The sequence below is a fragment of the Acidovorax sp. DMC1 genome (genome assembly GCF_056314325.1).
The window spans coordinates 596,545-616,987 of the sequence record NZ_JBQUYO010000003.1; the positions used below are offsets into that span (position 1 = coordinate 596,545).

The window sequence follows — 20,443 nt, forward strand, 5'->3', positions numbered from 1 at the left end:
CCGATGGCGGATCAGTCGCCGGGCGGTCGTCCGGACGCTCCCGAGACGACTGGGCAGGAGGGCGACTCCCTCCTGTTGGCCGATGAGTCGGAAGCCCTGACCGACGCGGACAGTGAGCTGCGTGCCTTGCAGATGGGGCCCGGCCAGCACGCAGAGCGGCTGGACCGCGCGCTGGTGGAGCTGGTTCCCGAGTTCTCCCGCAGCTATCTGCAGCAACTGCTGGCCCAGGGGCTGGTCAGCCTGAATGGCAAGCACGCTCTCAAAGCCGCCGTGCGGGTCAAGGCTGGCGACCAGGTGGTGCTGGAAATGCGGCCCACGCTCCAGAGCCAGGCCTTCCGGCCCGAGCCCATGGCGATTGATGTGGTGTACGAAGACGAGCACCTGCTGGTGGTGAACAAGCCCGCAGGTTTGGTCGTGCACCCTGCGCCTGGCAACTGGAGTGGCACCCTGCTCAATGGACTGCTGGCCCGGGACGACAAAGCCTTGCGGGTCCCCCGTGCGGGCATCGTGCACCGTCTGGACAAGGACACCAGCGGCCTCATGGTGGTAGCCCGGGACCGCGCGTGCATGGACGCCCTGGTGGCGTTGATTGCCGAGCGCAAGGTCAAACGCCAATACGTGGCCATGGCACATGGTGCCTGGACGGGAGCCGCGACACGCTCGGTGGACGCACCCATCGGGCGAGACCCTCGCAATCGTCTGCGCATGGCGGTGGTGGACTTGGCGTTGCACCCGGGTAAAACCGCTCGGACGGATTTCCTGTGTCTTGAAGGCGGTGAACGAGGGTGCTGGGTGCAATGCACCTTGCACACTGGGCGCACGCACCAGATCCGTGTGCACATGGCGTCTTTGCGTCATCCCTTGGTGGGCGATGCCCTGTATGGCGGTGCGCCCGTCGGAGCCTTGCAACGCCAGGCCTTGCACGCCTACCGTTTGGCTTTCGCGCATCCGGTGACGGGGGAGCCTCTGGAGTTCCGTGCCTCCGTACCTGACGATATGCGCCAGGCGCTGTCAGAATGGGGTCTCGGCTACAATGCGCCGTAGATGGCCGTGACGGCCCCAGCCCGCAGCCGGAATCCCGCCGGGCTCTACCAACGCACCGGCGCCATTGCGCGGTGCACCAATGATTGCCCCTGCTGTTGATGTGACACCCGTTGCAACGCGTGGCACCTTTCCAGGAATCGCTGAACCATGAACACGGTGGATGCCAAGAGGGTCCTCGAAACTGCGCTGATCTGCGCGCAGCAACCCGTGCCTGTGCGCGAGTTGCGGGTGCTGTTCAATGATGCGCTGGGGTCCGACACCCTCAAGGTGCTGCTGCAGGAATTGCAGCTTGATTGGGCGCAACGCGGCGTAGAGCTGGTGCAGGTAGCGACAGGGTGGCGATTTCAGAGTCGCCCCGAAATGCGGGAGTATCTGGACCGGCTGCACCCCGAAAAGCCGCCACGCTACACCCGTGCCACCATGGAAACCTTGGCCATCATTGCCTACCGGCAACCGGTCACGCGTGGGGATATTGAAGACATTCGCGGTGTGACGGTCAACAGCCTGATCATCAAGCAGTTGGAAGATCGGGGTTGGGTGGAGGTCATCGGCCACCGCGAAACGGTGGGGCGTCCGGCGCTGTTTGCCACCACCCGTCAGTTTCTGGACGATATGGGCTTGCAGTCCCTGGACCAACTGCCGGTGCTCGACGACCCGACAGGCAATGCCAATGTGCTGGAAGCCATGGCCGCTGTGACCCAGGAAGCCATGGATGTCGAACCCGATCTGCTGGCGGCTTTGCCCCAAGATGCTGGTTTGCAGCCGTCTGTGGAGGTTGCCGAGGTGGTGCCGGATGCGGGCGCTGTCCGGCCCGTGGATGATTTTTTTCAGGATGTGGAGATGGATCTCCATGACGACGATGTGGATGCCGCTGGTGGTATCTAGGGAAATACTTGATGAACGACTCGACTTCCGAAAAGCCGGCAGATCTGCCCGGGTTGAATGCCGCAGACGCGGAGCCCGTTGCCAAGAAGCCTGCCGCCAAGCGGGCTCCCCGCAAAAAGGCGGTGGCTGCCCCTGCTGAGGTGGCAGCGCCTGAGGCCGTGACTGCTGCGCAGGTGCGTGCTCCAGACCCTGTGGTCGAAGCCTCCGCGCCTGAAGTTACAGCGGTGGAGTCACCGGCAGTTGCTCTGGAGTCGCCCGTAGCAGATGCCACAGCGGTCGTGGGTGACGGCAGTTCGGAGCAACGGGGGCGTGGTCCTCGGGGGGGGCGCCGCGAGCGGCCCACTCGCTCTGAAGGTGCGGGGCGCGACAAGCGCAAGGCCGCGCCCGTAGTGGAGGGCTACCAGTTCGAAGACGTGGTGTCCGGTCGTTTTGACGAAGAGGATGCGTCTGCGGATGCGGTACCGCCGAAGCGGGTGCTGCTGCCTCAGGTCGAAACCCCCAAATTGCACAAGGTGTTGGCCCAGGCGGGTCTGGGTTCGCGCCTTGAAATGGAACAGCTGATTCTGGAAGGGCGGATTTCGGTCAATAACGAGCCCGCTCACATTGGTCAGCGCATCCAGTTTGGTGATCAGGTCAAGGTCAACGGCAAGCCGATCCGCTATCGCATCGACCCACCCCCAGCGCGTGTGATCGCTTACCACAAGCCGGTGGGCGAAGTCGTGACCCATGACGATCCTCAAAACCGACCCACCGTATTTCGCAAACTGCCCCGGCTCATGCAGGGCAAGTGGCAGTCGGTTGGGCGTCTGGATCTGAATACCGAAGGTCTCCTGCTGTTTACCAGCTCGGGGGAGTTGGCCAACAAGCTGATGCACCCCCGCTTCGGGCTGGAGCGTGAGTACGCCGTTCGGGTGCTGGGTGCTTTGAGCAATGAGGAGAAGCAAAAGCTGCTGGACGGTGTGCGCTTGGACGACGGCATGGCATCTTTCGGCTCCATCGAAGACGGCGGTGGCGAAGGGTCGAACTGCTGGTATCGGGTCACCATCTCCGAAGGCCGCAACCGTGAAGTGCGTCGCATGCTGGAATCGGTGGGTCATGCGGTCAGCCGCCTGATCCGCATTCGCTATGGAGCCATGGTGCTTCCGCGCGGTCTCAAGCGCGGAGCCTGGCTGGAACTCGACGAGAGTGATATCCGCGCCTTGGTGCAGGCCGCGGGCGCTGGCCGCCCCGAGTCGGTGGAGGGGCGTCCGGAAGGTGCGGCTGGTGGTGCGCGCAATGGCAGGTCGCGCAACCGTGGTCGTGGCGGCCCACGGGGTGACGGCTCGCGCCGCGACATGCCACCATCAGCGGCCCCTGGCGGCCCCCGTGGTCAAAAGCCGCGCCGGGATGGTGGTCCAGGTCCGGCCCGTGGCAACAATGCGGCAGGCGGAGATCGCCAACGGGGAGGCGCAGCCCAGCCTGATCCGATGAAGACCTCGGTGGGTTACATCGGTATGGACAGCCTTTCACGGCACCGCCAGGACAAACGCCGCCCGGGTGGCGGTGGCCCTCGGCGTGGCGGAGGAGGGCGCTGAGCGCCACTCCCGTCACACTCCCCGGTTAGAATCGAGGGCTTTGTCCGGTGGACAAACGAATCACAGCAACAAAGGAAATCAACATGGCAATCGAACGCACTCTCTCCATCATCAAGCCTGACGCAGTCGCCAAGAACGTCATCGGCCAGATCTACGCCCGTTTTGAAGCCGCTGGCCTCAAGATCGTGGCGGCCCGCATGGCCCACCTGTCGCGCCTGGAAGCCGAGCAGTTCTACGCAGTGCACAAAGAGCGTCCTTTCTTCAAGGACCTGGTGGACTTCATGATCTCGGGCCCCGTGATGATCCAGGCCCTGGAAGGCGAGAACGCCATCCTGAAGAACCGTGAACTCATGGGCGCAACGGACCCCAAGAAGGCTGAAGCCGGCACCATCCGTGCAGACTTCGCAGACAGCATCGATGCCAACGCAGTGCACGGCTCCGACGCCGCTGAAACCGCACAAGCCGAAGTGGCATTTTTCTTCCCCGGCCTGAACATCTACTCGCGCTGAGATGTCGACGCTCCCCATGCCCGCACCCGCCTCGGTGGGAATTCCGTGCCATGGGGGTAGCTGTGCCTGGTCTACGGTGGGTTCGGCACCATGAGTACGAATCTGCTGGAATTCGATCTGGACGGCTTGGCTGCGTTTTGTGAACGGCTGGGGGAAAAGCGCTTTCGCGCCACCCAGCTGTTCCGCTGGATACACCAGCGCGGGGCCAGTGATTTTGACGCCATGAGTGACTTGGCCAAGGCCTTGCGCGACAAGCTCAAAGGCTGTGCTCGGGTCGAGGCGCTTCCCGTTATCTCTGAGCACGTGTCTTCAGATGGCACGGTCAAGTGGCTGTTTGATGTCGGTGATGGCAATGCGGTGGAAGCCGTGTTCATCCCCGAGGATGATCGCGGGACGCTCTGTGTGTCATCCCAGGCTGGCTGCGCCGTCGGTTGCCGTTTCTGCTCGACGGGTCATCAGGGTTTCAGTCGCAATCTGACGACGGGTGAGATCGTTGCCCAGCTGTGGTTTGCAGAGCATTCGCTGCGCAAGCGCCTGCAGACCGAGGAGCGTGTGATCTCCAACGTGGTCATGATGGGGATGGGAGAGCCGCTACAGAACTATTCGGCACTGGTCCCTGCGCTCAAGGTCATGCTGGATGACCACGGCTATGGCTTGTCACGCCGCCGCGTGACGGTGTCCACGTCGGGCGTGGTGCCCATGATGGACCGTCTTTCGCAAGATTGCCCTGTGGCGCTGGCGGTGTCACTGCATGCGCCCAACGACCCGTTGCGCGACAACCTGGTGCCGCTCAATCGCAAGTATCCGATCAGCGAGTTGCTGGATGCTTGTAACCGCTACTTGCAGCATGCGCCCCGTGATTTCATCACCTTCGAATACTGCATGCTCGACGGCGTCAACGACCAGGTGGAGCACGCGCGCCAACTGATCGAGTTGGTCAAGCGCACCGGTATTCGCTGCAAGTTCAATCTGATTCCTTTTAATCCGTTTCCTGCATCAGGGCTGTTGCGGTCTCCGCACAATCAGGTGCAAGCCTTTGCAAAGATGCTGAGTGACGCGGGCATCATCACCACCGTGCGCAAGACGCGAGGGGATGACATCGACGCAGCATGCGGTCAATTGGCGGGCGATGTCAAAGATCGCACCCGCGCCGCAGAGCGCATGGCAAAGCAGCGCACAATCGTGCTCAAACCGGTGACTTGATCAGGCTAGTTGGCAAACTTCAAGGAGGCTCTACATGGCGGGAATGGTTGGACGCTGGCGGCAGATTGGCCGCTGGACACTCACGGCATGCAGTGCGGTGGTTTGCATTTGGGCGCTTCAGGGGTGTGCAACCAACACTTCTTCGTCTGGAGTCAGCGACGCTGACGCCGGACTGGTAACACCGTCCGATGAGCCAGAGTCGCGGCGCCGCGCGCGCATTCGGCTGGAGTTGGCTTCCAACTATTTCGAACTGGGGCAGACAGCGGTGGCTTTGGATGAGGTCAAGCAGTCTCTGTCCGCAGACCCTTCTTACGCAGATGCTTTCAATCTGCGTGGTCTGATTTACATGCGGTTGAATGACTATCCGCAGGCGGAAGACAGTTTTCGCCGCGCTTTGTCGCTGCGCGCAAACGACGCCAACATACTGCACAACTATGGCTGGCTGATGTGCCAGCAGCAAAAGTATGCAGAGGCTGACTCATATTTTTCGCGTGCCATAGCCAACCCTGCTTATGCAGCGCGTGGCAAAACCTGGATGGCGCGTGGCCTGTGCCAGTCGGGAGCAGGACAGTTTCCTGAAGCGGAACAGTCGCTTCTGAAGGCTTATGAATTCGATGCGGCTAACCCGGTGGTCGGTTACCACCTGGCTGCGCTTTTGTTGCGTCGCAATGAGCTTTCGCGCGCGCAGTTTTACATCCGACGGCTCAACAACAGTGATTTTGCAAACTCCGAATCCTTGTGGTTGGGCATCAAGGTGGAGCGGGCTTTGGGCGACGTCGTGGCAATGAGGCAACTGGCGGCTCAGTTGCGCAAGCGTTTCCCAGATTCCCGGGAGTTGAGTGCATACGAACGCGGGGCTTTCAATGAGTGAGGTGGTGGAGAGTGGAATGACGGCGGGCGGTTTGCTCAAGGAAGCCCGGCAGGCGGCCGGCATGCACATCGCGGCCTTGGCTGTGGCGCTGAAGGTGCCCGTGAGCAAATTGGAGGCGCTGGAGGCAGACAACTACGCGGTGTTGCCTGATACCGTCTTTGTGCGTGCCCTGGCGTCGAGTGTGTGTCGCACCCTCAAGATAGACGCGGCGCCGATTCTGTCGTTGTTGCCCCAGAGTCAGAGCCCCCGGTTGTCTGTGGACAGCGCCGGTATCAATGCGCCTGTGAAGGGGAGTGCTGGCAAGTCGTCCGCATCTTCAGCCGCATCGTTTGCGGGCTCGGGTTCTGGCTCGCGCTCCATGGTCTTGGTGGTCCTGGCACTTCTGCTGGGGGCGGTCGTCCTGTTTTATGTCCCGCGGCATTCCGCCCCTAGTGATACGGCCGATCCTGCGCCGGTCGCGGTGCCGGATGCTTTGCCTGCAAACACTTCCGAGCCTGCGCCTCCTGTATTGGCAGCGCCATCGGCGACAGAGCGCCCCGCTGATTCATCTGCTTCTGCGGCGCCCGCCGCTGTGGTGGCAGCTTCATCGCCCGTGCCCGCTACCCCTTCCGTTGCAGTATCTCCTGCGCCTTCTGCAGCGGCCAGTGGCGCGACGACGAGTAACGTATCTGCTGCTGATGGCGCGGTAGATGCCGCCGCCGGCCCGCTGGTATTGCGTGCGCGCAGCGCGTCGTGGGTGCAGGTCCGCGATGCCAATGGAGCCCTGGCGCTGCAACGCAACCTGGCGGCTGGAGAGACCGTGTCGGTGTCAGCGCCCACACCTTTGGCGGTGATTGTGGGACGCGCGGACGCCACCGAGGTGACTGTGCGTGGAAAGCCGTTTGATCTGACGGCTGTTGCCCGTGAAAACGTAGCGCGTTTTGAGGTGAAGTAGTGCAAAACTCCCCGCATGATTTTGGGCCGATAGCGATTGCCTCGCCCTTGCCACGGCGCTCGCGTCAGGCCAAGGTTGTCTGGGGTTCACGTGTGGTGACGGTGGGCGGGGACGCCCCCGTGCGCGTGCAGTCCATGACCAACACCGATACCGTCGATGCCATCGGAACGGCGATTCAGGTCAAGGAACTTGCCCAGGCGGGTTCGGAGTTTGTCCGCATCACGGTCAATACCCCCGAGGCGGCTGCGGCGGTGCCCTACATCCGCGAACAGCTGGACCGCATGGGTGAGAGTGTTCCGTTGGTTGGTGATTTCCACTACAACGGCCACCGCCTGCTCACAGAGTTTCCCGACTGCGCCCAGGCCTTGTCCAAGTATCGGATCAACCCTGGCAATGTGGGCAAGGGTGACAAACGCGACAAGCAGTTTGGCCAGATGATCGAAGCGGCCATGCGCTGGAACAAGGCGGTGCGCATTGGTGTCAACTGGGGCAGTCTCGACCAGGAACTGTTGGCCGAGCTGATGGATACGAACAGCCGTCGCAGTACCCCCTGGGAGGCTCGTCAGGTCATGTACGAGGCCCTCATCACATCGGCCATTGAATCTGCGCGTCGTGCGGAGGCCATGGGGATGGACGGCAACCAGATCATCCTGTCGTGCAAGGTCAGCGGTGTGCAGGATCTGATTTCGGTGTACCGCGAGTTGGCGCGCCGTTGCGACTACGCCTTGCACCTGGGCCTGACGGAAGCGGGTATGGGTACCAAGGGAACGGTCGCTTCGGCGGCCGCTTTGTCCGTGCTGCTGCAAGAGGGTATTGGCGACACGATTCGTGTGTCGTTGACACCCCAACCCGGTGAGGCGCGTACCCAGGAAGTGGTTGTGGCATCCGAAATCTTGCAGGCCTTGGGGATGCGGGTTTTTGTGCCCAGCGTCACGGCTTGTCCTGGATGTGGCCGTACCACCAGCACCACTTTTCAGGACTTGGCCAAGCAGATTGACGATTTCCTGCGGGCACAAATGCCTGTGTGGCGTGTGCGTTATCCGGGCGTGGAGACGTTGCGGGTGGCGGTCATGGGTTGCATCGTCAACGGCCCGGGTGAAAGCAAGCACGCGGACATCGGTATCAGCCTTCCAGGCACGGGAGAGGCGCCAGCCGCACCGGTCTTTATCGACGGGGAAAAGGCAATGACCCTGCGTGGCGACGACATTGCCAATGAATTTCATCGCATCGTGGAGCAGTACATCGAAAAGCGTTTTGGCGCTGGAGTCGCTGCTGCTTGAACGATGGCGCTGCCATGGCCTGTCCTGGAATGTATTCAGGGACAGGGCCAGAGCAGTTTTGGTCAGTTTCTGCAAGACATAGAAGAGAAGCGCTGTGAGCAACGAAAAAAGCACCCCCTCGCCCAAGCCGGAGAAGCTGGTGGCGGTGAAGGGCATGAACGACATCCTGCCGCCAGAATCCGCCCGCTGGGAATGGTTGGAGGCCAAGGTGCGCGACCTGATGGCGCGCTATGCCTACCGCAATATCCGCACTCCGATTGTCGAGCCCACGCCCCTGTTTGTGCGTGGACTGGGCGAGGTCACCGATATTGTGGAGAAGGAGATGTACTCGTTTGAGGACCGCCTCAACGGAGAGCAACTCACCCTTCGCCCCGAAGCGACGGCCGGTGTGGTGCGCGCCGTCGCGGAGCACTCCATGCTGTACGACGGTGGCAAGCGGCTTTATTACATGGGCCCCATGTTTCGTCATGAGCGCCCCCAACGAGGACGCTACCGCCAGTTTCACCAGATCGGCGCCGAGGCACTGGGTTTTCCCGGCGCCGAGGTGGACGCAGAACTGATTCTGCTGGCCTGTGCACTGTGGCGCGATCTGGGCCTGCAGAATGTGCGCCTCGAACTCAACAGCTTGGGGCAGCCGGACGAGCGCAAGGCACACCGAGCAGCCTTGATTGCGTATCTAGAAAAGCACATCGATCTTTTAGACGAAGAAGCACGCCGACGGCTGCACAGCAATCCGCTGCGCATCCTGGATACCAAGAATCCAGCAATGCAGTCAGTGGTGGAGGCCGCTCCCCGGTTGATTGACTTCCTGGGCGAAGAGTCTTTGGCCCACTTCAATGCGGTCAAGGCCATTCTCGACGCCAATGGCGTGGCCTGGACGGTGAACCCTCGCCTGGTGCGTGGCATGGACTATTACAACCTCACTGTGTTTGAGTTTGTGACCGATCAGTTGGGCTCGCAGGGCACGATTTGCGGTGGAGGTCGTTACGACTATTTGATCGAACAGATCGGAGGCAAGGCCGCACCCGCAGTGGGCTGGGCGCTGGGGGTGGAGCGCGTTCTGGAGCTGCTCAAGGAGCAGCAAAGTGCACCTCCATCTTTGGCTCCTGATGTTTATGCGATTGTTCCCTCGTCGGCTGTGTTGCCTCGGGCGGTGACCACCGTCGAGCAATTACGTCAACACGGTATTCGCGTGCAAATGCATGCGGCTCCTGCGCTGGATGGCATGGGCAGCATGAAGTCGCAGTTCAAGAAGGCTGATGCCAGTGGCGCCGCGTACGCCATGGTGTTTGGTGATGATGAGCTGTCTCGTGGCATGGTGACCGTCAAAGCCTTGCGAGATGGCGCAGGTGAGCAGACAGAGCGCTCGCTGGAATCAGTTGCCCAATGGGCGGCCACCCTACAATCCACCCGCTAAACCAATCACATTCCATGGCAAATCATCTCGACCTTGAAGAACAAGAGCAGTTAGACCAGCTCAAACATTTTTGGAATACCTGGGGCACTTTGATCAGCTCTGTGGTCATCGTCGTTGCGGGCGGAGCGGCAGCATGGAACGGTTACCAGTACTGGCAAACCCGTCAGGCCACGCAGGCCGCCGCTTTGTTTGATGCTGTGGATGTGGCAGCACGGTCTGCAGACAATGCCCGCATGGGGCAGGCATTTGCTGATTTGAAGGCCAAATATGCAGGGACCGTGCAGGCTGGACAAGCAGGTCTGACGCTCGCCAAGGCCATGCAGGGGGCTGGCAACGCCGATGGTGCGAAAGAAGCGCTCGCCTGGGTCGCAGAGCAATCTTCGGATGAAGGCCTCAAGGCTTTGGCCAAACTGCGGCTGGCAGGTGTGCTGATGGATCAGAAGAATTACGACGAAGCGCTCAAGCAGCTGTCTGGCAGTTTTCCGCCCGAGTTCTCGTCCGTTGTGGCAGATCGCAAAGGTGATGTGCTGGCACTCCTGGAAAAGCGCGCGGAAGCGATTGCCGAATACACCAAGGCATACAAAGGGTTCGAAGACAGTGTGGAATACCGCCGCCTTGTGGAAATCAAGCTCAACGCACTGGGGGTCACGCTGCAAGGTGTGACTGTGGCCGCTGCGGCAACCGCAACCCCTGCAGAGTCCAAATAACCATGACATCGCCTATCAACACAAGGTCTGGGCACCTGTTTTTCGTCCGGGGGCTGTTGGCGGCATTGGTGGCCACCACGTTGGCTGGTTGCTCTTTGTGGAGTGCTGACAAGGCAAAACCGGTGCCTGCGGACCTTGGCGCCAATGTGGCTGTCCTGGGGGTGAGGCAGGCGTGGACGGCGCGCGTCGGTAGCGTGGCGGGCTTGCCTCTTGAGCCCCATGTTGCTGGAAATGTCGTGACGGTGGCGTCCGCTGATGGTGCTGTGGCGGCCTTGGACGCGCGCACCGGTGGAGACATCTGGCGTGTGGCGCTGGCCGAGCCCTTATCGGCAGCTGTGGGCAGTGACGGCAAATTTGTGGCGGTGGTATCGCGCAACAACGCACTCATCGTGATGGATGGTGGCCGTGAGCGTTGGCGTGAGACGCTTGCCGCACAGGTCTTCACTCCCCCCTTGGTCGCAGGCGGTCGTGTGTTTGTGCTGTCGGCAGATCGATCAGTGTCTGCCTTCGATCTTGCCACGGGCCGTCGTCTCTGGGCGCAGCAGCGCCCTGGGGAGCCGTTGATACTGCGTCAAGCCGGTGTCTTGCTGGCAGTAGGTGACACTCTGGTAGTGGGCTTGTCGGGCCGCTTGGTCGGCTTGAATCCTGACAACGGCAGTGTGAGGTGGGAAGCTCCGATCGCCAGCCCTCGTGGCACGAACGATGTGGAGCGCTTGGTTGAATTGGTGGGGCGCACCAGCCGTGTGGGTGAAACCGTGTGCGCTCGGTCTTTCCAAGCCGCTGTCGGTTGTGTGAACACAGCCCGGGGGACGACACTTTGGACGCAGCCCGCCAGCGGTTCTGAAGGTATTCATGGGGATGCGGACGCCATTTTTGGCTCAGAAAGCAATGGGACGCTTGTCGCTTGGCGCCGTGCGGATGGCTCGCGCCTGTGGAGTATCGACCGACTCAAGTACCGCAAACTCACGGCACCGTTGCTTTTGGGGCGCTCGGTTGTTGTCGGTGACGATGCGGGCTTGGTGCATCTGCTGTCTCGCACCGATGGCTCCTCTCTGAACCGGCTGGCAACAGATGGTTCAGCCATTGCGGCTGCCCCGGTGGTGGCGGCAGATACGCTGGTGGTGGTTACCCGCAACGGCGGCATATACGGATTCCGTCCAGATTGATCGGTCTTATTCAATGAAGCCAGTAATCGCCCTCGTGGGGCGTCCGAATGTCGGTAAGTCCACGCTTTTCAATCGCCTGACCAAGTCGCGAGACGCTATCGTTGCCGACTTTGCGGGACTTACGCGTGACCGACACTACGGGAACGGCAAGCAAGGAAAACACGAGTACATCGTCATCGATACGGGGGGCTTTGAGCCCGATGCCTCCAGCGGCATCTACCGCGAGATGGCCAAGCAAACCCAGCAGGCGGTCGCCGAGGCGGACGTGGTGATTTTTGTGGTGGATGCCCGTGCGGGTGTCTCGGCGCAAGACCACGACATTGCGAATTACTTACGTCGCTTGGGCAAGCCTTGCGTGCTTGTCGCGAACAAAGCGGAGGGCATGCTCCAGGGCGTCCAACTGGCGGAGTTTTACGAGCTGGGGCTGGGCGAGGTTTATCCCGTGTCCGCGGCCCACGGGCAAGGCATACGCAGTTTGGTGGACATTGCACTGGAGCCGCTCAATCTGCCCGAGCCAGACGATTCGGACGCAACGTTGGACAAGGGCGTGATCAAGCTCGCCGTGGCGGGACGTCCTAATGTGGGCAAGTCCACCCTCATCAACACATGGCTTGGTGAAGAGCGACTGGTGGCATTTGACATGCCGGGTACGACCCGCGATGCCATCACTGTACCTTTCGAGCGCAACGGTCAGCGCTTTGAACTGGTAGACACCGCAGGATTGCGCCGCAAGGGCAAGGTGTTCGAAGCCATCGAAAAATTCTCGGTGGTGAAAACGCTCCAGGCCATCGAGTCTGCGCACGTGGTGCTGCTGCTGCTCGATGCCACCCAGGGTGTGACAGACCAAGATGCACACATCGCAGGTTACATCTTGGAGAGCGGTCGTGCCGTGGTTCTCGCGGTGAATAAATGGGATGCCGTGGATGACTATCAGCGGCAGCTTTTAGAGCGCTCCATTGAGACGCGACTGGCGTTTCTGAAGTTTGCTTCGCTGCACTTCATTTCGGCGAAGAAGCGTCAGGGGCTTGGCCCTCTTTGGACGTCGATTGCCCAGGCCCACCGGGCTGCCACCTGCAAAATGTCCACGCCGGTGCTCACCCGCTTGTTGCTGGAGGCCGTTCAGTTCCAGAGCCCCAAGCGGGCTGGGATGTTCCGTCCCAAAATGCGATATGCGCACCAGGGCGGCATGAACCCGCCTGTGATCGTGATTCATGGCAACTCCCTAGAGCATGTGACGGATGCCTACAAGCGATTCCTGGAAGGGCGCTTCCGCAAGGAGTTCGATCTTGTCGGGACTCCACTGCGCATCGAGATGAAAACCTCTCACAACCCATTTGTGGACAAAGACGAGGCCTGATTGCAAAGGCTCCTGAGTCGAGGGGCCATGCACGTTGAAGCTGGGGTATGCGTCTGGCTGTGGTAAGGTGATGGTTTACAACAACACTTGAACACGGAGAATATCGTGAGCAATAAAGGCCAGCTTTTGCAAGACCCCTTCCTCAACGCGCTGCGTCGGGAGCATGTTCCAGTGTCCATTTATTTGGTTAACGGGATCAAGCTGCAGGGGCAAATCGAGTCTTTCGATCAGTACGTGGTGTTGCTGCGCAATACAGTGACACAGATGGTCTACAAGCACGCGATTTCTACGATCGTCCCAGGTCGAGCCGTCAATTTTTCTACTTCAGAAACCCCTGATGCGGACAGCAGCAACTCTTAAGTTGTTGTTTAGTGGCGGAACTCGCTTTTTGAGCGAGGCAAAGCAAAAAGAGGGTGGTGGGCTTTGAGTTCTGCTTCCGCATCCTCGCCCGCCATGACTCCGGTGTTGCTGGTGGGGGTGGACTTCGGCCTCCCCCATTTCGATGCTGAGTTGGAAGAGTTGGGGCTGCTTGCCCAAACCGCCGGTATGCAGCCTGTCGCACGCATCACGTGCAAGCGCAAAGCACCAGATGCAGCGCTTTTCATTGGCAGTGGCAAAGCGGATGAAATTCGCACTTTGGCTCACATGCATGGAGCGGTCGAGGTGCTGTTTGACCAGTCTCTCAGCCCTGCGCAGCAGCGGAATCTGGAGCGCCATATTGAGCTGCCAGTGAATGACCGCACTCTGCTCATTCTGGAAATCTTTGCACAACGGGCGCGCAGCCATGAGGGCAAGCTTCAGGTGGAGCTTGCCAAGCTGCAGTACGTGAGTACGCGCCTGGTGCGCCGCTGGTCTCACCTGGAGCGCCAAACCGGCGGTATCGGCGCTCGTGGCGGCCCTGGCGAAAAGCAGATCGAACTGGATCGGCGCATGATTGGCGATGCGATCAAGCGCACCAGAGAGCGCTTGGTCAAGGTCAAACGCCAGCGGTCTACACAGCGGCGCCAACGCGAAAGACGCGACACCTTCAATATTTCACTCGTTGGATATACCAACGCGGGCAAATCAACCCTTTTCAATGCCTTGGTGAAGGCCAGGGCGTACGCTGCGGATCAACTTTTCGCCACGCTGGACACCACGACGCGGCAGTTGTACCTCGCAGATGCGGCACGATCCGTTTCGTTGTCCGACACGGTGGGCTTCATTCGGGATCTTCCCCACGGGCTGGTCGATGCGTTCCAGGCCACGCTGCAGGAGGCGGTCGACGCAGATTTGCTGCTTCATGTGGTGGACGCTTCCAACCCGGATTTTCCTGAGCAGATGGCGCAGGTGGAGCGGGTGTTGCAGGAAATTGGTGCCTCGGACATCCCTAAGATACTGGTCTTCAACAAGCTTGATGCTTTGCCTGAAGAGCGACGTCCGCCTGTGTTGGTGGACCAATACGAAGTGGGGGGGCAGTTGTTGCCCCGACTGTTTGTCAGTGCTCGATCTGGCGAGGGGCTGGATGAGCTGCGCCGTGCCTTGGCGGCCAGGTTGATGGCTGCGCAGGAGGTTCTGGATATGACCCCAGTAGACACCCTTGAATTGCCGGATGCTTTGTCCTGATTGGGCACAATGCACCACCGGATGATGCCATCAGAGAACCAGAGATTTTGCGCATGAATTTTCATAATCGCACCCTACGTTGGGCTTCATTGCCAGACCGTATTCGGGGCATGTTCAATCTGAACGATCCACGTTGGGGTCGCGGTGATGACAAGTCCGATGACGGCGGTGTGCGTCCTGAGGATCGGCCTGCAGCGCCACCGGGCGGCCCAAGGGGCGGCGAGCAACGGCCGGGCAACGGCCAGCAGCCACCGGATCTTGATGAGCTCTGGCGTGATCTCAATCGCAAGCTTGGTAGCCTGTTTGGCGGGAAAAACGGCTCGGGTCGCGGTCCCGGTGGAGGTGCGGGTGGCGGCTTTCAGCCAGATATGAAAAGCGCAGGTGTCGGTGTCGGTCTGATTGCCGGTATCGCGTTTGTGATCTGGATGGGCACCGGCTTCTTTATCGTGCAGGAAGGTCAGCAGGCCGTCATTACCCAGTTCGGAAAGTACAAGAGCACCGTGGGCGCGGGTTTCAATTGGCGCCTGCCTTATCCGATTGAGCGTCATGAACTTGTTTTTGTGACGCAGATCCGCTCTGCCGATGTGGGACGTGACACGGTCATCAAAAGCACCGGCTTGAGAGAGTCCGCGATGCTGACTGAAGACGAGAACATCGTCGAGATCAAGTTTGCCGTTCAGTATCGTTTGAGCGATGCCCGGGCTTGGTTGTTTGAAAGCAAGAACCCTTCGGACGCCGTGGTCCAGGCCGCTGAAACGGCTGTTCGTGAGGTTGTAGGCAAGATGCGCATGGACACGGCGCTGGCGGAGGAGCGTGACCAGATAGCGCCGCGCGTTCGCACCCTCATGCAGACGATCCTGGACCGGTACAAGGTCGGTGTCGAGGTGGTCGGCATCAATTTGCAACAGGGCGGGGTGCGGCCGCCTGAGCAGGTCCAGTCATCGTTTGATGATGTACTCAAAGCAGGGCAGGAGCGCGAGCGCGCAAAGAACGAAGCCCAGGCCTATGCGAACGACGTGATCCCGCGTGCTGTGGGCTCTGCGTCACGTCTGAATGAAGAGGCGGCGGCTTACAAGGCAAGGATTGTTGCGCAGGCGCAGGGCGACGCACAGCGGTTCGCGTCGATTCTGGCGGAGTACCAGAAGGCGCCTCAGGTAACCCGGGATCGCATGTATCTGGAAACGATGCAGCAGATTTATGGCAACGTGACCAAGGTGCTGGTCGAGTCGCGTCAAGGTTCCAATTTGCTGTACTTGCCCCTGGACAAGATCATGCAAGGAGTTGCGAGCGGCTCGGGGGCGCTGGATGCGCCTGCCGCGACCAGTCCGTCTCCGGCGGTGTCGTCCCCGGCGACACCCGCCCCCACCTTTTCGAATGATTCTCGGGCGCGCGATACCAGCCGTACCCGGGAACGTGAATCCCGCTAGGAGTAGTTCGTGAACAGAGTCGGTTTTATTGCATCTACTCTTCTGGTAGTGCTTGCTCTCATGAGCTCCATGCTTTTTGTGGTGGATCAGCGTCAGTTTGGCGTGCTGTATGCGCTGGGCCAGATCAAGGAAGTGATCACTGAACCAGGGCTCAACTTCAAGCTGCCCCCGCCCTTCCAGAACGTCACTTACATCGACAAGCGTCTGTTGACCTTGGACAGTACGGACACAGAGCCCATGCTGACGGCTGAAAAGCAGCGTGTGGTGATCGACTGGTATGTGCGCTGGCGCATTTCCGAGCCCACCGAGTACATCCGCAACGTGGGACTGGATGAGACGGCAGGTGCCATGCAACTGAACCGTGTTGTGCGTAATGCTTTCCAGGAAGAAATCAACAAGCGTACCGTGAAGGAATTGCTCTCACTCAAGCGCGAAGCTTTGATGGCCGATGTCAAGCGCGAGGTTCTGGAGACTGTTCGTGGCTCTAAACCCTGGGGGGTGGATGTGGTGGACGTTCGCATCACCCGTGTGGACTATGTGGAAGCTATCACCGAGTCGGTATACCGGCGGATGGAGGCAGAACGTAAGCGTGTTGCCAATGAGCTGCGTTCCACAGGGGCGGCCGAGGGCGAAAAGATACGGGCCGACGCGGATCGCCAGCGAGAGATCACGATTGCCAACGCGTATCGGGATGCTCAGAAACTGAAGGGTGAGGGCGATGCCGAAGCTGCTCGCATCTATGCAGAAGCCTTTGGGAAGGATCCCCAATTCGCTCAGTTCTATCGCAGCCTGGAAGCCTACAAAGGCAGCTTCAACAAGAAAAGTGACGTGATGGTGCTGGACCCGTCGTCTTCAGATTTCTTCAAAGTCTTTCGTGGATCGGTCCCCGCACCGGCGCCTGCGGCACCGCGCAAGTAAAAAGGCGCAATGGCCGTGAAAGGCAAATGATGTGGGACAGTCTTTGGACGGCCTTTGCCTTGGTGTTGATAATCGAGGGCTTTTTGCCTTTTCTGTCCCCCCAGATCTGGAAACGCACGGTGGTCCAGATCGCGCAATTGCAAGATGGTCAGATACGTTTTTTTGCGTTGTTGGCCTTGGGTGCGGGCGTCCTGATGCTTTGTTTCTAACTGCTGTCACACTGTGCGGGCAGGAGATTCTTTGAGGAGTCTCGTCGCGTCCCGGTAGAATCGCGGTTTTAACAGCCTCCCCTTTTCTCCATGTCTGCTTGGGTCCTTCCGGATCACATTGCCGATGTCTTGCCGTCTGAAGCTCGGCACATCGAAGAATTGCGTCGCGGGCTGCTCGATACAGCCCGTTGTTATGGTTACGAGCTGGTCATGCCCCCGCTGCTGGAGCATCTGGAGTCTCTCCTCACCGGTACTGGGGAGGCGCTGGATCTGCAGACCTTCAAGCTGGTCGACCAGCTGTCCGGTCGCTCCATGGGTTTACGGGCCGATACGACACCCCAGGTGGCTCGTATTGACGCGCATTTGCTCAATCGCAAAGGAGTGACGCGTCTTTGCTATTGTGGTCCCGTGTTGCACACGCGTCCTGATCGCCCCCATGCCACCCGGGAGCCTCTTCAGTTTGGCGCCGAGATCTATGGGCATGCTGGGGTGGAGGCGGACCTCGAAGCGCTTCAGTTGGCCAGGGAGTGTCTGCGAGTTGCCAATGTACGCAACACCACGGTAGACCTTGCGGATGTGCGTATCGTCCGCAACCTGTTGGCTGGAGTGAGCGTCAGCCCGCAACTGCTCAGCGGAATTCACTCTGCCTTGGCTGCCAAAGATGCGGGTGAGTTGTCGGTTCTGACGCGTGGCTTTCCGGTCGAATCTCGACAGGGCCTTCTAGCCCTGGTTCAGTTGTACGGTGACTCTGCCGTCTTGGTGGAGGCAGAAAAAGCACTCAAACGCATTGATGGTATACCTGAAGTGCTATCAAATTTGAAGTGGTTGGCCTCCCGTCTTGAAGGAGCAACCGTTACTTTTGACTTGGCTGATTTGCGTGGATACGCCTACTACAGTGGCGCGCGCTTTGCTGTCTATGCCCCAGGTGCCAGCGATGCCTTGGTGCGCGGTGGTCGATACGATGAGGTCGGTGCAGTCTTTGGCCGGAATCGCCCTGCGGCCGGATTCAGTCTGGATATCAAGCAGGTGGTTGGTGTGGTGCCACCCCGTGCCTTGAAGGCTGCGATTCGTGCCCCTTGGGGGGAGGCTGCAGATGTGAATGCGGCTATCGCGGAGCTTCGGACTGCCGGTGAAACGGTCGTGTGTGTTTTGCCTGGGCACGAGAGCGAAGTGGATGAGTTCCACTGTGATCGTGAACTGGTTCAGGTTGCTGGCCGTTGGGTCGTGCAGGCTGTTTGAGCAATTGTCATTTGAATTGGGTTTGAGATGAAAGCAACCAAAGGTCGCAACGTAGTGGTGGTCGGTACCCAGTGGGGCGACGAAGGCAAAGGCAAGTTGGTCGATTGGCTGACGGAAAGCGCTCAAGGCGTAGTGCGCTTCCAGGGGGGGCACAACGCTGGCCACACATTGGTGATCAATGGCGTCAAGACGGCTCTGCATTTGATTCCCAGCGGCATCATGCGTCCAGGGGTCAAGTGTTACATCGGCAACGGCGTGGTGCTGTCCGCAGCAAAGTTGTTCGAAGAAATTGAAGGCCTGGAGAAAGCCGGTGTCGAGGTGCGTTCGCGCTTGCGAATCAGTGAGGCGTGCCCGCTGATCCTGCCCTTTCACGCTGCCATCGATGTGGCGCGCGAGGCGGCCAGGGAGCAGGGCGGAACAGAGAAGATCGGTACAACCGGTCGTGGCATCGGTCCGGCATACGAAGACAAGATCGCGCGTCGTGCACTGCGCGTACAGGACTTGAAGTACCCAGAGCGTTTTGCAGCCAAGTTGCGTGAATTGCTGGACCTGCACAACCACGTGCTGACCACCTACCTGGGGTCCGCAAAGTTCGTGTTTGGCGATGCGCTCAAGCCTTACATCCAGGATGGCAAGGTGCAGTTTGATGTGGTTTATGCCGAAGCCATGCGCCATGCAGAGCTGCTCAAGCCCATGATGGCTGATGTTTCGCGCGAATTGAATGAGGCCAACCGGGCTGGCGCCAATCTGCTATTCGAGGGTGCCCAAGGCACGCTGCTCGATGTGGACCATGGCACATATCCATATGTCACTTCCAGCAATTGCGTGGCTGGCAATGCAGCTGCTGGTTCTGGTGTGGGGCCTGGCATGCTGCATTACATCCTTGGCATCACCAAGGCGTATTGCACGCGGGTGGGCGGCGGTCCCTTCCCTACCGAGTTGGATTGGGAAGTTCCTGGTACTCCTGGTTATCACATGAGCACGGTCGGTGCCGAGAAGGGTGTGACAACAGGACGCAGTCGCCGCTGCGGCTGGTTTGATGCCGCGTTGCTGAAGCGCAGCGCCCAGGTCAATGGCCTCACTGGTCTGTGTATCACCAAGCTGGACGTGCTGGACGGATTGACCGAGTTGTTGCTGTGCACAGGTTATGAACTCGATGGAGAGCGCATTGATCTGCTTCCCATGGGCGCCGAAGATATCGCCCGATGCACACCCATCTATGAAACGTTGCCAGGCTGGAGCGATTCCACGGTTGGAGTGACCGACTACGACAAGTTGCCCGCCAGCGCGCGCCGCTACCTCGAGCGTATCGAAGAAGTGACAGGCGTTCCGATCGACATGATTTCAACCAGTCCTGATCGCGACCATACGATCATGATGCGTCACCCTTATGTCGCCGTGTGATCGACAGACTTGTCTTGCTGCTATCAATTAATTGCCCACTATCGAGGAGTCACCTATGTTGACCGAAGACGGAAAACATCTCTATGTCAGCTATGACGAGTACCACAGCCTCATCGAAAAACTGGCGCTGAAGGTGCACCAGTCGGGTTGGGAATTCGACACGATTCTGTGCCTTGCTCGTGGTGGGCTGCGACCAGGTGACATTTTGAGCCGGATCTTTGACAAGCCACTGGCCATCATGTCAACGAGTTCCTATCGCGCAGAGGCTGGCACGGTCCAAGGGCATCTGGATATTGCACGTTTCATCACAACGCCCAAGGGTGAAATTGCAGGACGGGTGCTTCTGGTGGATGACTTGGCCGACTCTGGGCACACTCTGCATGCGGTGATCAACATGCTCAAGACCAACTACGCGCCCATCACAGAGCTGCGCAGCGCGGTGATCTGGACCAAGGGGCTGTCGACGTTTTCGCCGGACTATTCCGTCGAGTTCCTTCCGAGCAATCCCTGGATCCACCAGCCCTTCGAAGGTTACGACAGCCTGAGTCCTGAGAAGCTCCTGGAAAAGTGGCGTGTTTGATTTTTTCTTGCAAGCTAGCCGAATCGTGCTATAATCAAGGGCTTCGCTACTGAGACCTGAGTGCAAAAGTGTTCAGGCTCTCTGGGTGGTTTGTGATGGTGCTTAGGCGCTGCT

At 59.8% G+C, this 20,443-nt stretch carries 20 protein-coding genes; all 20 read left to right on the forward strand.

What is annotated here, in order from left to right; genetic code table 11:
• The first annotated feature begins 3 nt into the window (after positions 1–3).
• Entirely contained in the window at positions 4–1,044 is a 1,041-nt protein-coding gene (locus tag ACT531_RS09995; RefSeq protein WP_476017317.1) for an RluA family pseudouridine synthase, read from the forward strand.
• A 147-nt stretch (positions 1,045–1,191) separates the two neighbouring features.
• Positions 1,192–1,929, forward strand: coding sequence for an SMC-Scp complex subunit ScpB (gene scpB / locus ACT531_RS10000; protein ID WP_476017318.1), 738 nt, complete (start codon positions 1,192–1,194; stop codon positions 1,927–1,929).
• Positions 1,930–1,940: 11 nt separating this feature from the next.
• Positions 1,941–3,503, forward strand: a complete 1,563-nt coding sequence (locus ACT531_RS10005) for a pseudouridine synthase (RefSeq protein WP_476017319.1) — start codon at positions 1,941–1,943, stop codon at positions 3,501–3,503.
• Positions 3,504–3,586: 83 nt separating this feature from the next.
• On the forward strand, positions 3,587–4,012 hold the full coding sequence (gene ndk, locus ACT531_RS10010) for a nucleoside-diphosphate kinase (protein ID WP_015013410.1): 426 nt from the start codon (positions 3,587–3,589) through the stop codon (positions 4,010–4,012).
• Positions 4,013–4,102: 90 nt separating this feature from the next.
• Positions 4,103–5,215, forward strand: a complete 1,113-nt coding sequence (rlmN, locus tag ACT531_RS10015; protein ID WP_291441702.1) for a dual-specificity RNA methyltransferase RlmN — start codon at positions 4,103–4,105, stop codon at positions 5,213–5,215.
• 34 nt (positions 5,216–5,249) lie between these two features.
• Positions 5,250–6,086, forward strand: a complete 837-nt coding sequence (gene pilW / locus ACT531_RS10020) for a type IV pilus biogenesis/stability protein PilW (protein WP_295940028.1) — start codon at positions 5,250–5,252, stop codon at positions 6,084–6,086.
• A 16-nt stretch (positions 6,087–6,102) separates the two neighbouring features.
• A complete protein-coding gene (locus ACT531_RS10025; protein WP_476017320.1) occupies positions 6,103–7,020 on the forward strand; it encodes a helix-turn-helix domain-containing protein in 918 nt (305 codons plus the stop codon).
• Complete coding sequence (ispG, locus tag ACT531_RS10030; protein WP_291441705.1) at positions 7,020–8,300, forward strand: flavodoxin-dependent (E)-4-hydroxy-3-methylbut-2-enyl-diphosphate synthase; 1,281 nt, start codon at positions 7,020–7,022, stop codon at positions 8,298–8,300. The genes ACT531_RS10025 and ispG overlap by 1 nt, the downstream gene beginning before the upstream one ends.
• 154 nt (positions 8,301–8,454) lie before the next feature.
• Entirely contained in the window at positions 8,455–9,717 is a 1,263-nt protein-coding gene (gene hisS, locus ACT531_RS10035) for a histidine--tRNA ligase (protein WP_476017321.1), read from the forward strand.
• Positions 9,718–9,731: 14 nt separating this feature from the next.
• Positions 9,732–10,424, forward strand: coding sequence for a YfgM family protein (locus ACT531_RS10040; RefSeq protein WP_476017322.1), 693 nt, complete (start codon positions 9,732–9,734; stop codon positions 10,422–10,424).
• Between the two features lie 2 nt (positions 10,425–10,426).
• Entirely contained in the window at positions 10,427–11,590 is a 1,164-nt protein-coding gene (bamB, locus tag ACT531_RS10045) for an outer membrane protein assembly factor BamB (protein ID WP_476017323.1), read from the forward strand.
• Positions 11,591–11,603: 13 nt separating this feature from the next.
• A complete protein-coding gene (der, locus tag ACT531_RS10050) occupies positions 11,604–12,947 on the forward strand; it encodes a ribosome biogenesis GTPase Der (RefSeq protein ID WP_295940017.1) in 1,344 nt (447 codons plus the stop codon).
• A gap of 105 nt (positions 12,948–13,052) precedes the next feature.
• Entirely contained in the window at positions 13,053–13,307 is a 255-nt protein-coding gene (hfq, locus tag ACT531_RS10055) for an RNA chaperone Hfq (protein ID WP_015013419.1), read from the forward strand.
• 93 nt (positions 13,308–13,400) lie between these two features.
• Entirely contained in the window at positions 13,401–14,552 is a 1,152-nt protein-coding gene (hflX, locus tag ACT531_RS10060) for a GTPase HflX (RefSeq protein WP_476017324.1), read from the forward strand.
• 53 nt (positions 14,553–14,605) lie between these two features.
• Positions 14,606–15,979 (forward strand): FtsH protease activity modulator HflK, encoded by a 1,374-nt coding sequence (gene hflK, locus ACT531_RS10065; RefSeq protein ID WP_476017325.1) that lies wholly within the window; start codon positions 14,606–14,608, stop codon positions 15,977–15,979.
• A gap of 9 nt (positions 15,980–15,988) precedes the next feature.
• The gene (hflC, locus tag ACT531_RS10070) at positions 15,989–16,897 is read left to right on the forward strand and encodes a protease modulator HflC (RefSeq protein WP_476017326.1); all 909 of its coding nucleotides are present in this window, start codon (positions 15,989–15,991) and stop codon (positions 16,895–16,897) included.
• 29 nt (positions 16,898–16,926) lie between these two features.
• Positions 16,927–17,106 carry a DUF2065 domain-containing protein gene (locus tag ACT531_RS10075; protein ID WP_476017335.1) on the forward strand — a complete coding sequence of 60 codons (180 nt, stop codon included), beginning with the start codon at positions 16,927–16,929 and terminating at the stop codon, positions 17,104–17,106.
• Positions 17,107–17,196: 90 nt separating this feature from the next.
• Positions 17,197–18,345 carry an ATP phosphoribosyltransferase regulatory subunit gene (locus ACT531_RS10080; RefSeq protein ID WP_476017327.1) on the forward strand — a complete coding sequence of 383 codons (1,149 nt, stop codon included), beginning with the start codon at positions 17,197–17,199 and terminating at the stop codon, positions 18,343–18,345.
• A 27-nt stretch (positions 18,346–18,372) separates the two neighbouring features.
• On the forward strand, positions 18,373–19,749 hold the full coding sequence (locus tag ACT531_RS10085) for an adenylosuccinate synthase (protein WP_422849219.1): 1,377 nt from the start codon (positions 18,373–18,375) through the stop codon (positions 19,747–19,749).
• A gap of 55 nt (positions 19,750–19,804) precedes the next feature.
• Entirely contained in the window at positions 19,805–20,329 is a 525-nt protein-coding gene (locus ACT531_RS10090; RefSeq protein ID WP_060986468.1) for a phosphoribosyltransferase, read from the forward strand.
• Positions 20,330–20,443 lie beyond the last annotated feature (114 nt).

Bases quoted from the DNA above. Each gene is read 5' to 3' on its own strand.
- ACT531_RS10090 (WP_060986468.1), top strand. From the start codon at position 19,805: ATGTTGACCGAAGACGGAAAACATCTCTATGTCAGCTATGACGAGTAC.
- hflX (WP_476017324.1), top strand. From the start codon at position 13,401: ATGACTCCGGTGTTGCTGGTGGGGGTGGACTTCGGCCTCCCCCATTTC.
- ACT531_RS10025 (WP_476017320.1), top strand. From the start codon at position 6,103: ATGACGGCGGGCGGTTTGCTCAAGGAAGCCCGGCAGGCGGCCGGCATG.
- ACT531_RS09995 (WP_476017317.1), top strand. From the start codon at position 4: ATGGCGGATCAGTCGCCGGGCGGTCGTCCGGACGCTCCCGAGACGACT.
- scpB (WP_476017318.1), top strand. From the start codon at position 1,192: ATGAACACGGTGGATGCCAAGAGGGTCCTCGAAACTGCGCTGATCTGC.
- ACT531_RS10005 (WP_476017319.1), top strand. From the start codon at position 1,941: ATGAACGACTCGACTTCCGAAAAGCCGGCAGATCTGCCCGGGTTGAAT.
- ACT531_RS10080 (WP_476017327.1), top strand. From the start codon at position 17,197: ATGTCTGCTTGGGTCCTTCCGGATCACATTGCCGATGTCTTGCCGTCT.
- hisS (WP_476017321.1), top strand. From the start codon at position 8,455: ATGAACGACATCCTGCCGCCAGAATCCGCCCGCTGGGAATGGTTGGAG.
- ACT531_RS10040 (WP_476017322.1), top strand. From the start codon at position 9,732: ATGGCAAATCATCTCGACCTTGAAGAACAAGAGCAGTTAGACCAGCTC.
- rlmN (WP_291441702.1), top strand. From the start codon at position 4,103: ATGAGTACGAATCTGCTGGAATTCGATCTGGACGGCTTGGCTGCGTTT.
- ACT531_RS10085 (WP_422849219.1), top strand. From the start codon at position 18,373: ATGAAAGCAACCAAAGGTCGCAACGTAGTGGTGGTCGGTACCCAGTGG.
- der (WP_295940017.1), top strand. From the start codon at position 11,604: ATGAAGCCAGTAATCGCCCTCGTGGGGCGTCCGAATGTCGGTAAGTCC.
- ACT531_RS10075 (WP_476017335.1), top strand. From the start codon at position 16,927: ATGTGGGACAGTCTTTGGACGGCCTTTGCCTTGGTGTTGATAATCGAG.
- bamB (WP_476017323.1), top strand. From the start codon at position 10,427: ATGACATCGCCTATCAACACAAGGTCTGGGCACCTGTTTTTCGTCCGG.
- ndk (WP_015013410.1), top strand. From the start codon at position 3,587: ATGGCAATCGAACGCACTCTCTCCATCATCAAGCCTGACGCAGTCGCC.
- pilW (WP_295940028.1), top strand. From the start codon at position 5,250: ATGGCGGGAATGGTTGGACGCTGGCGGCAGATTGGCCGCTGGACACTC.
- hflK (WP_476017325.1), top strand. From the start codon at position 14,606: ATGAATTTTCATAATCGCACCCTACGTTGGGCTTCATTGCCAGACCGT.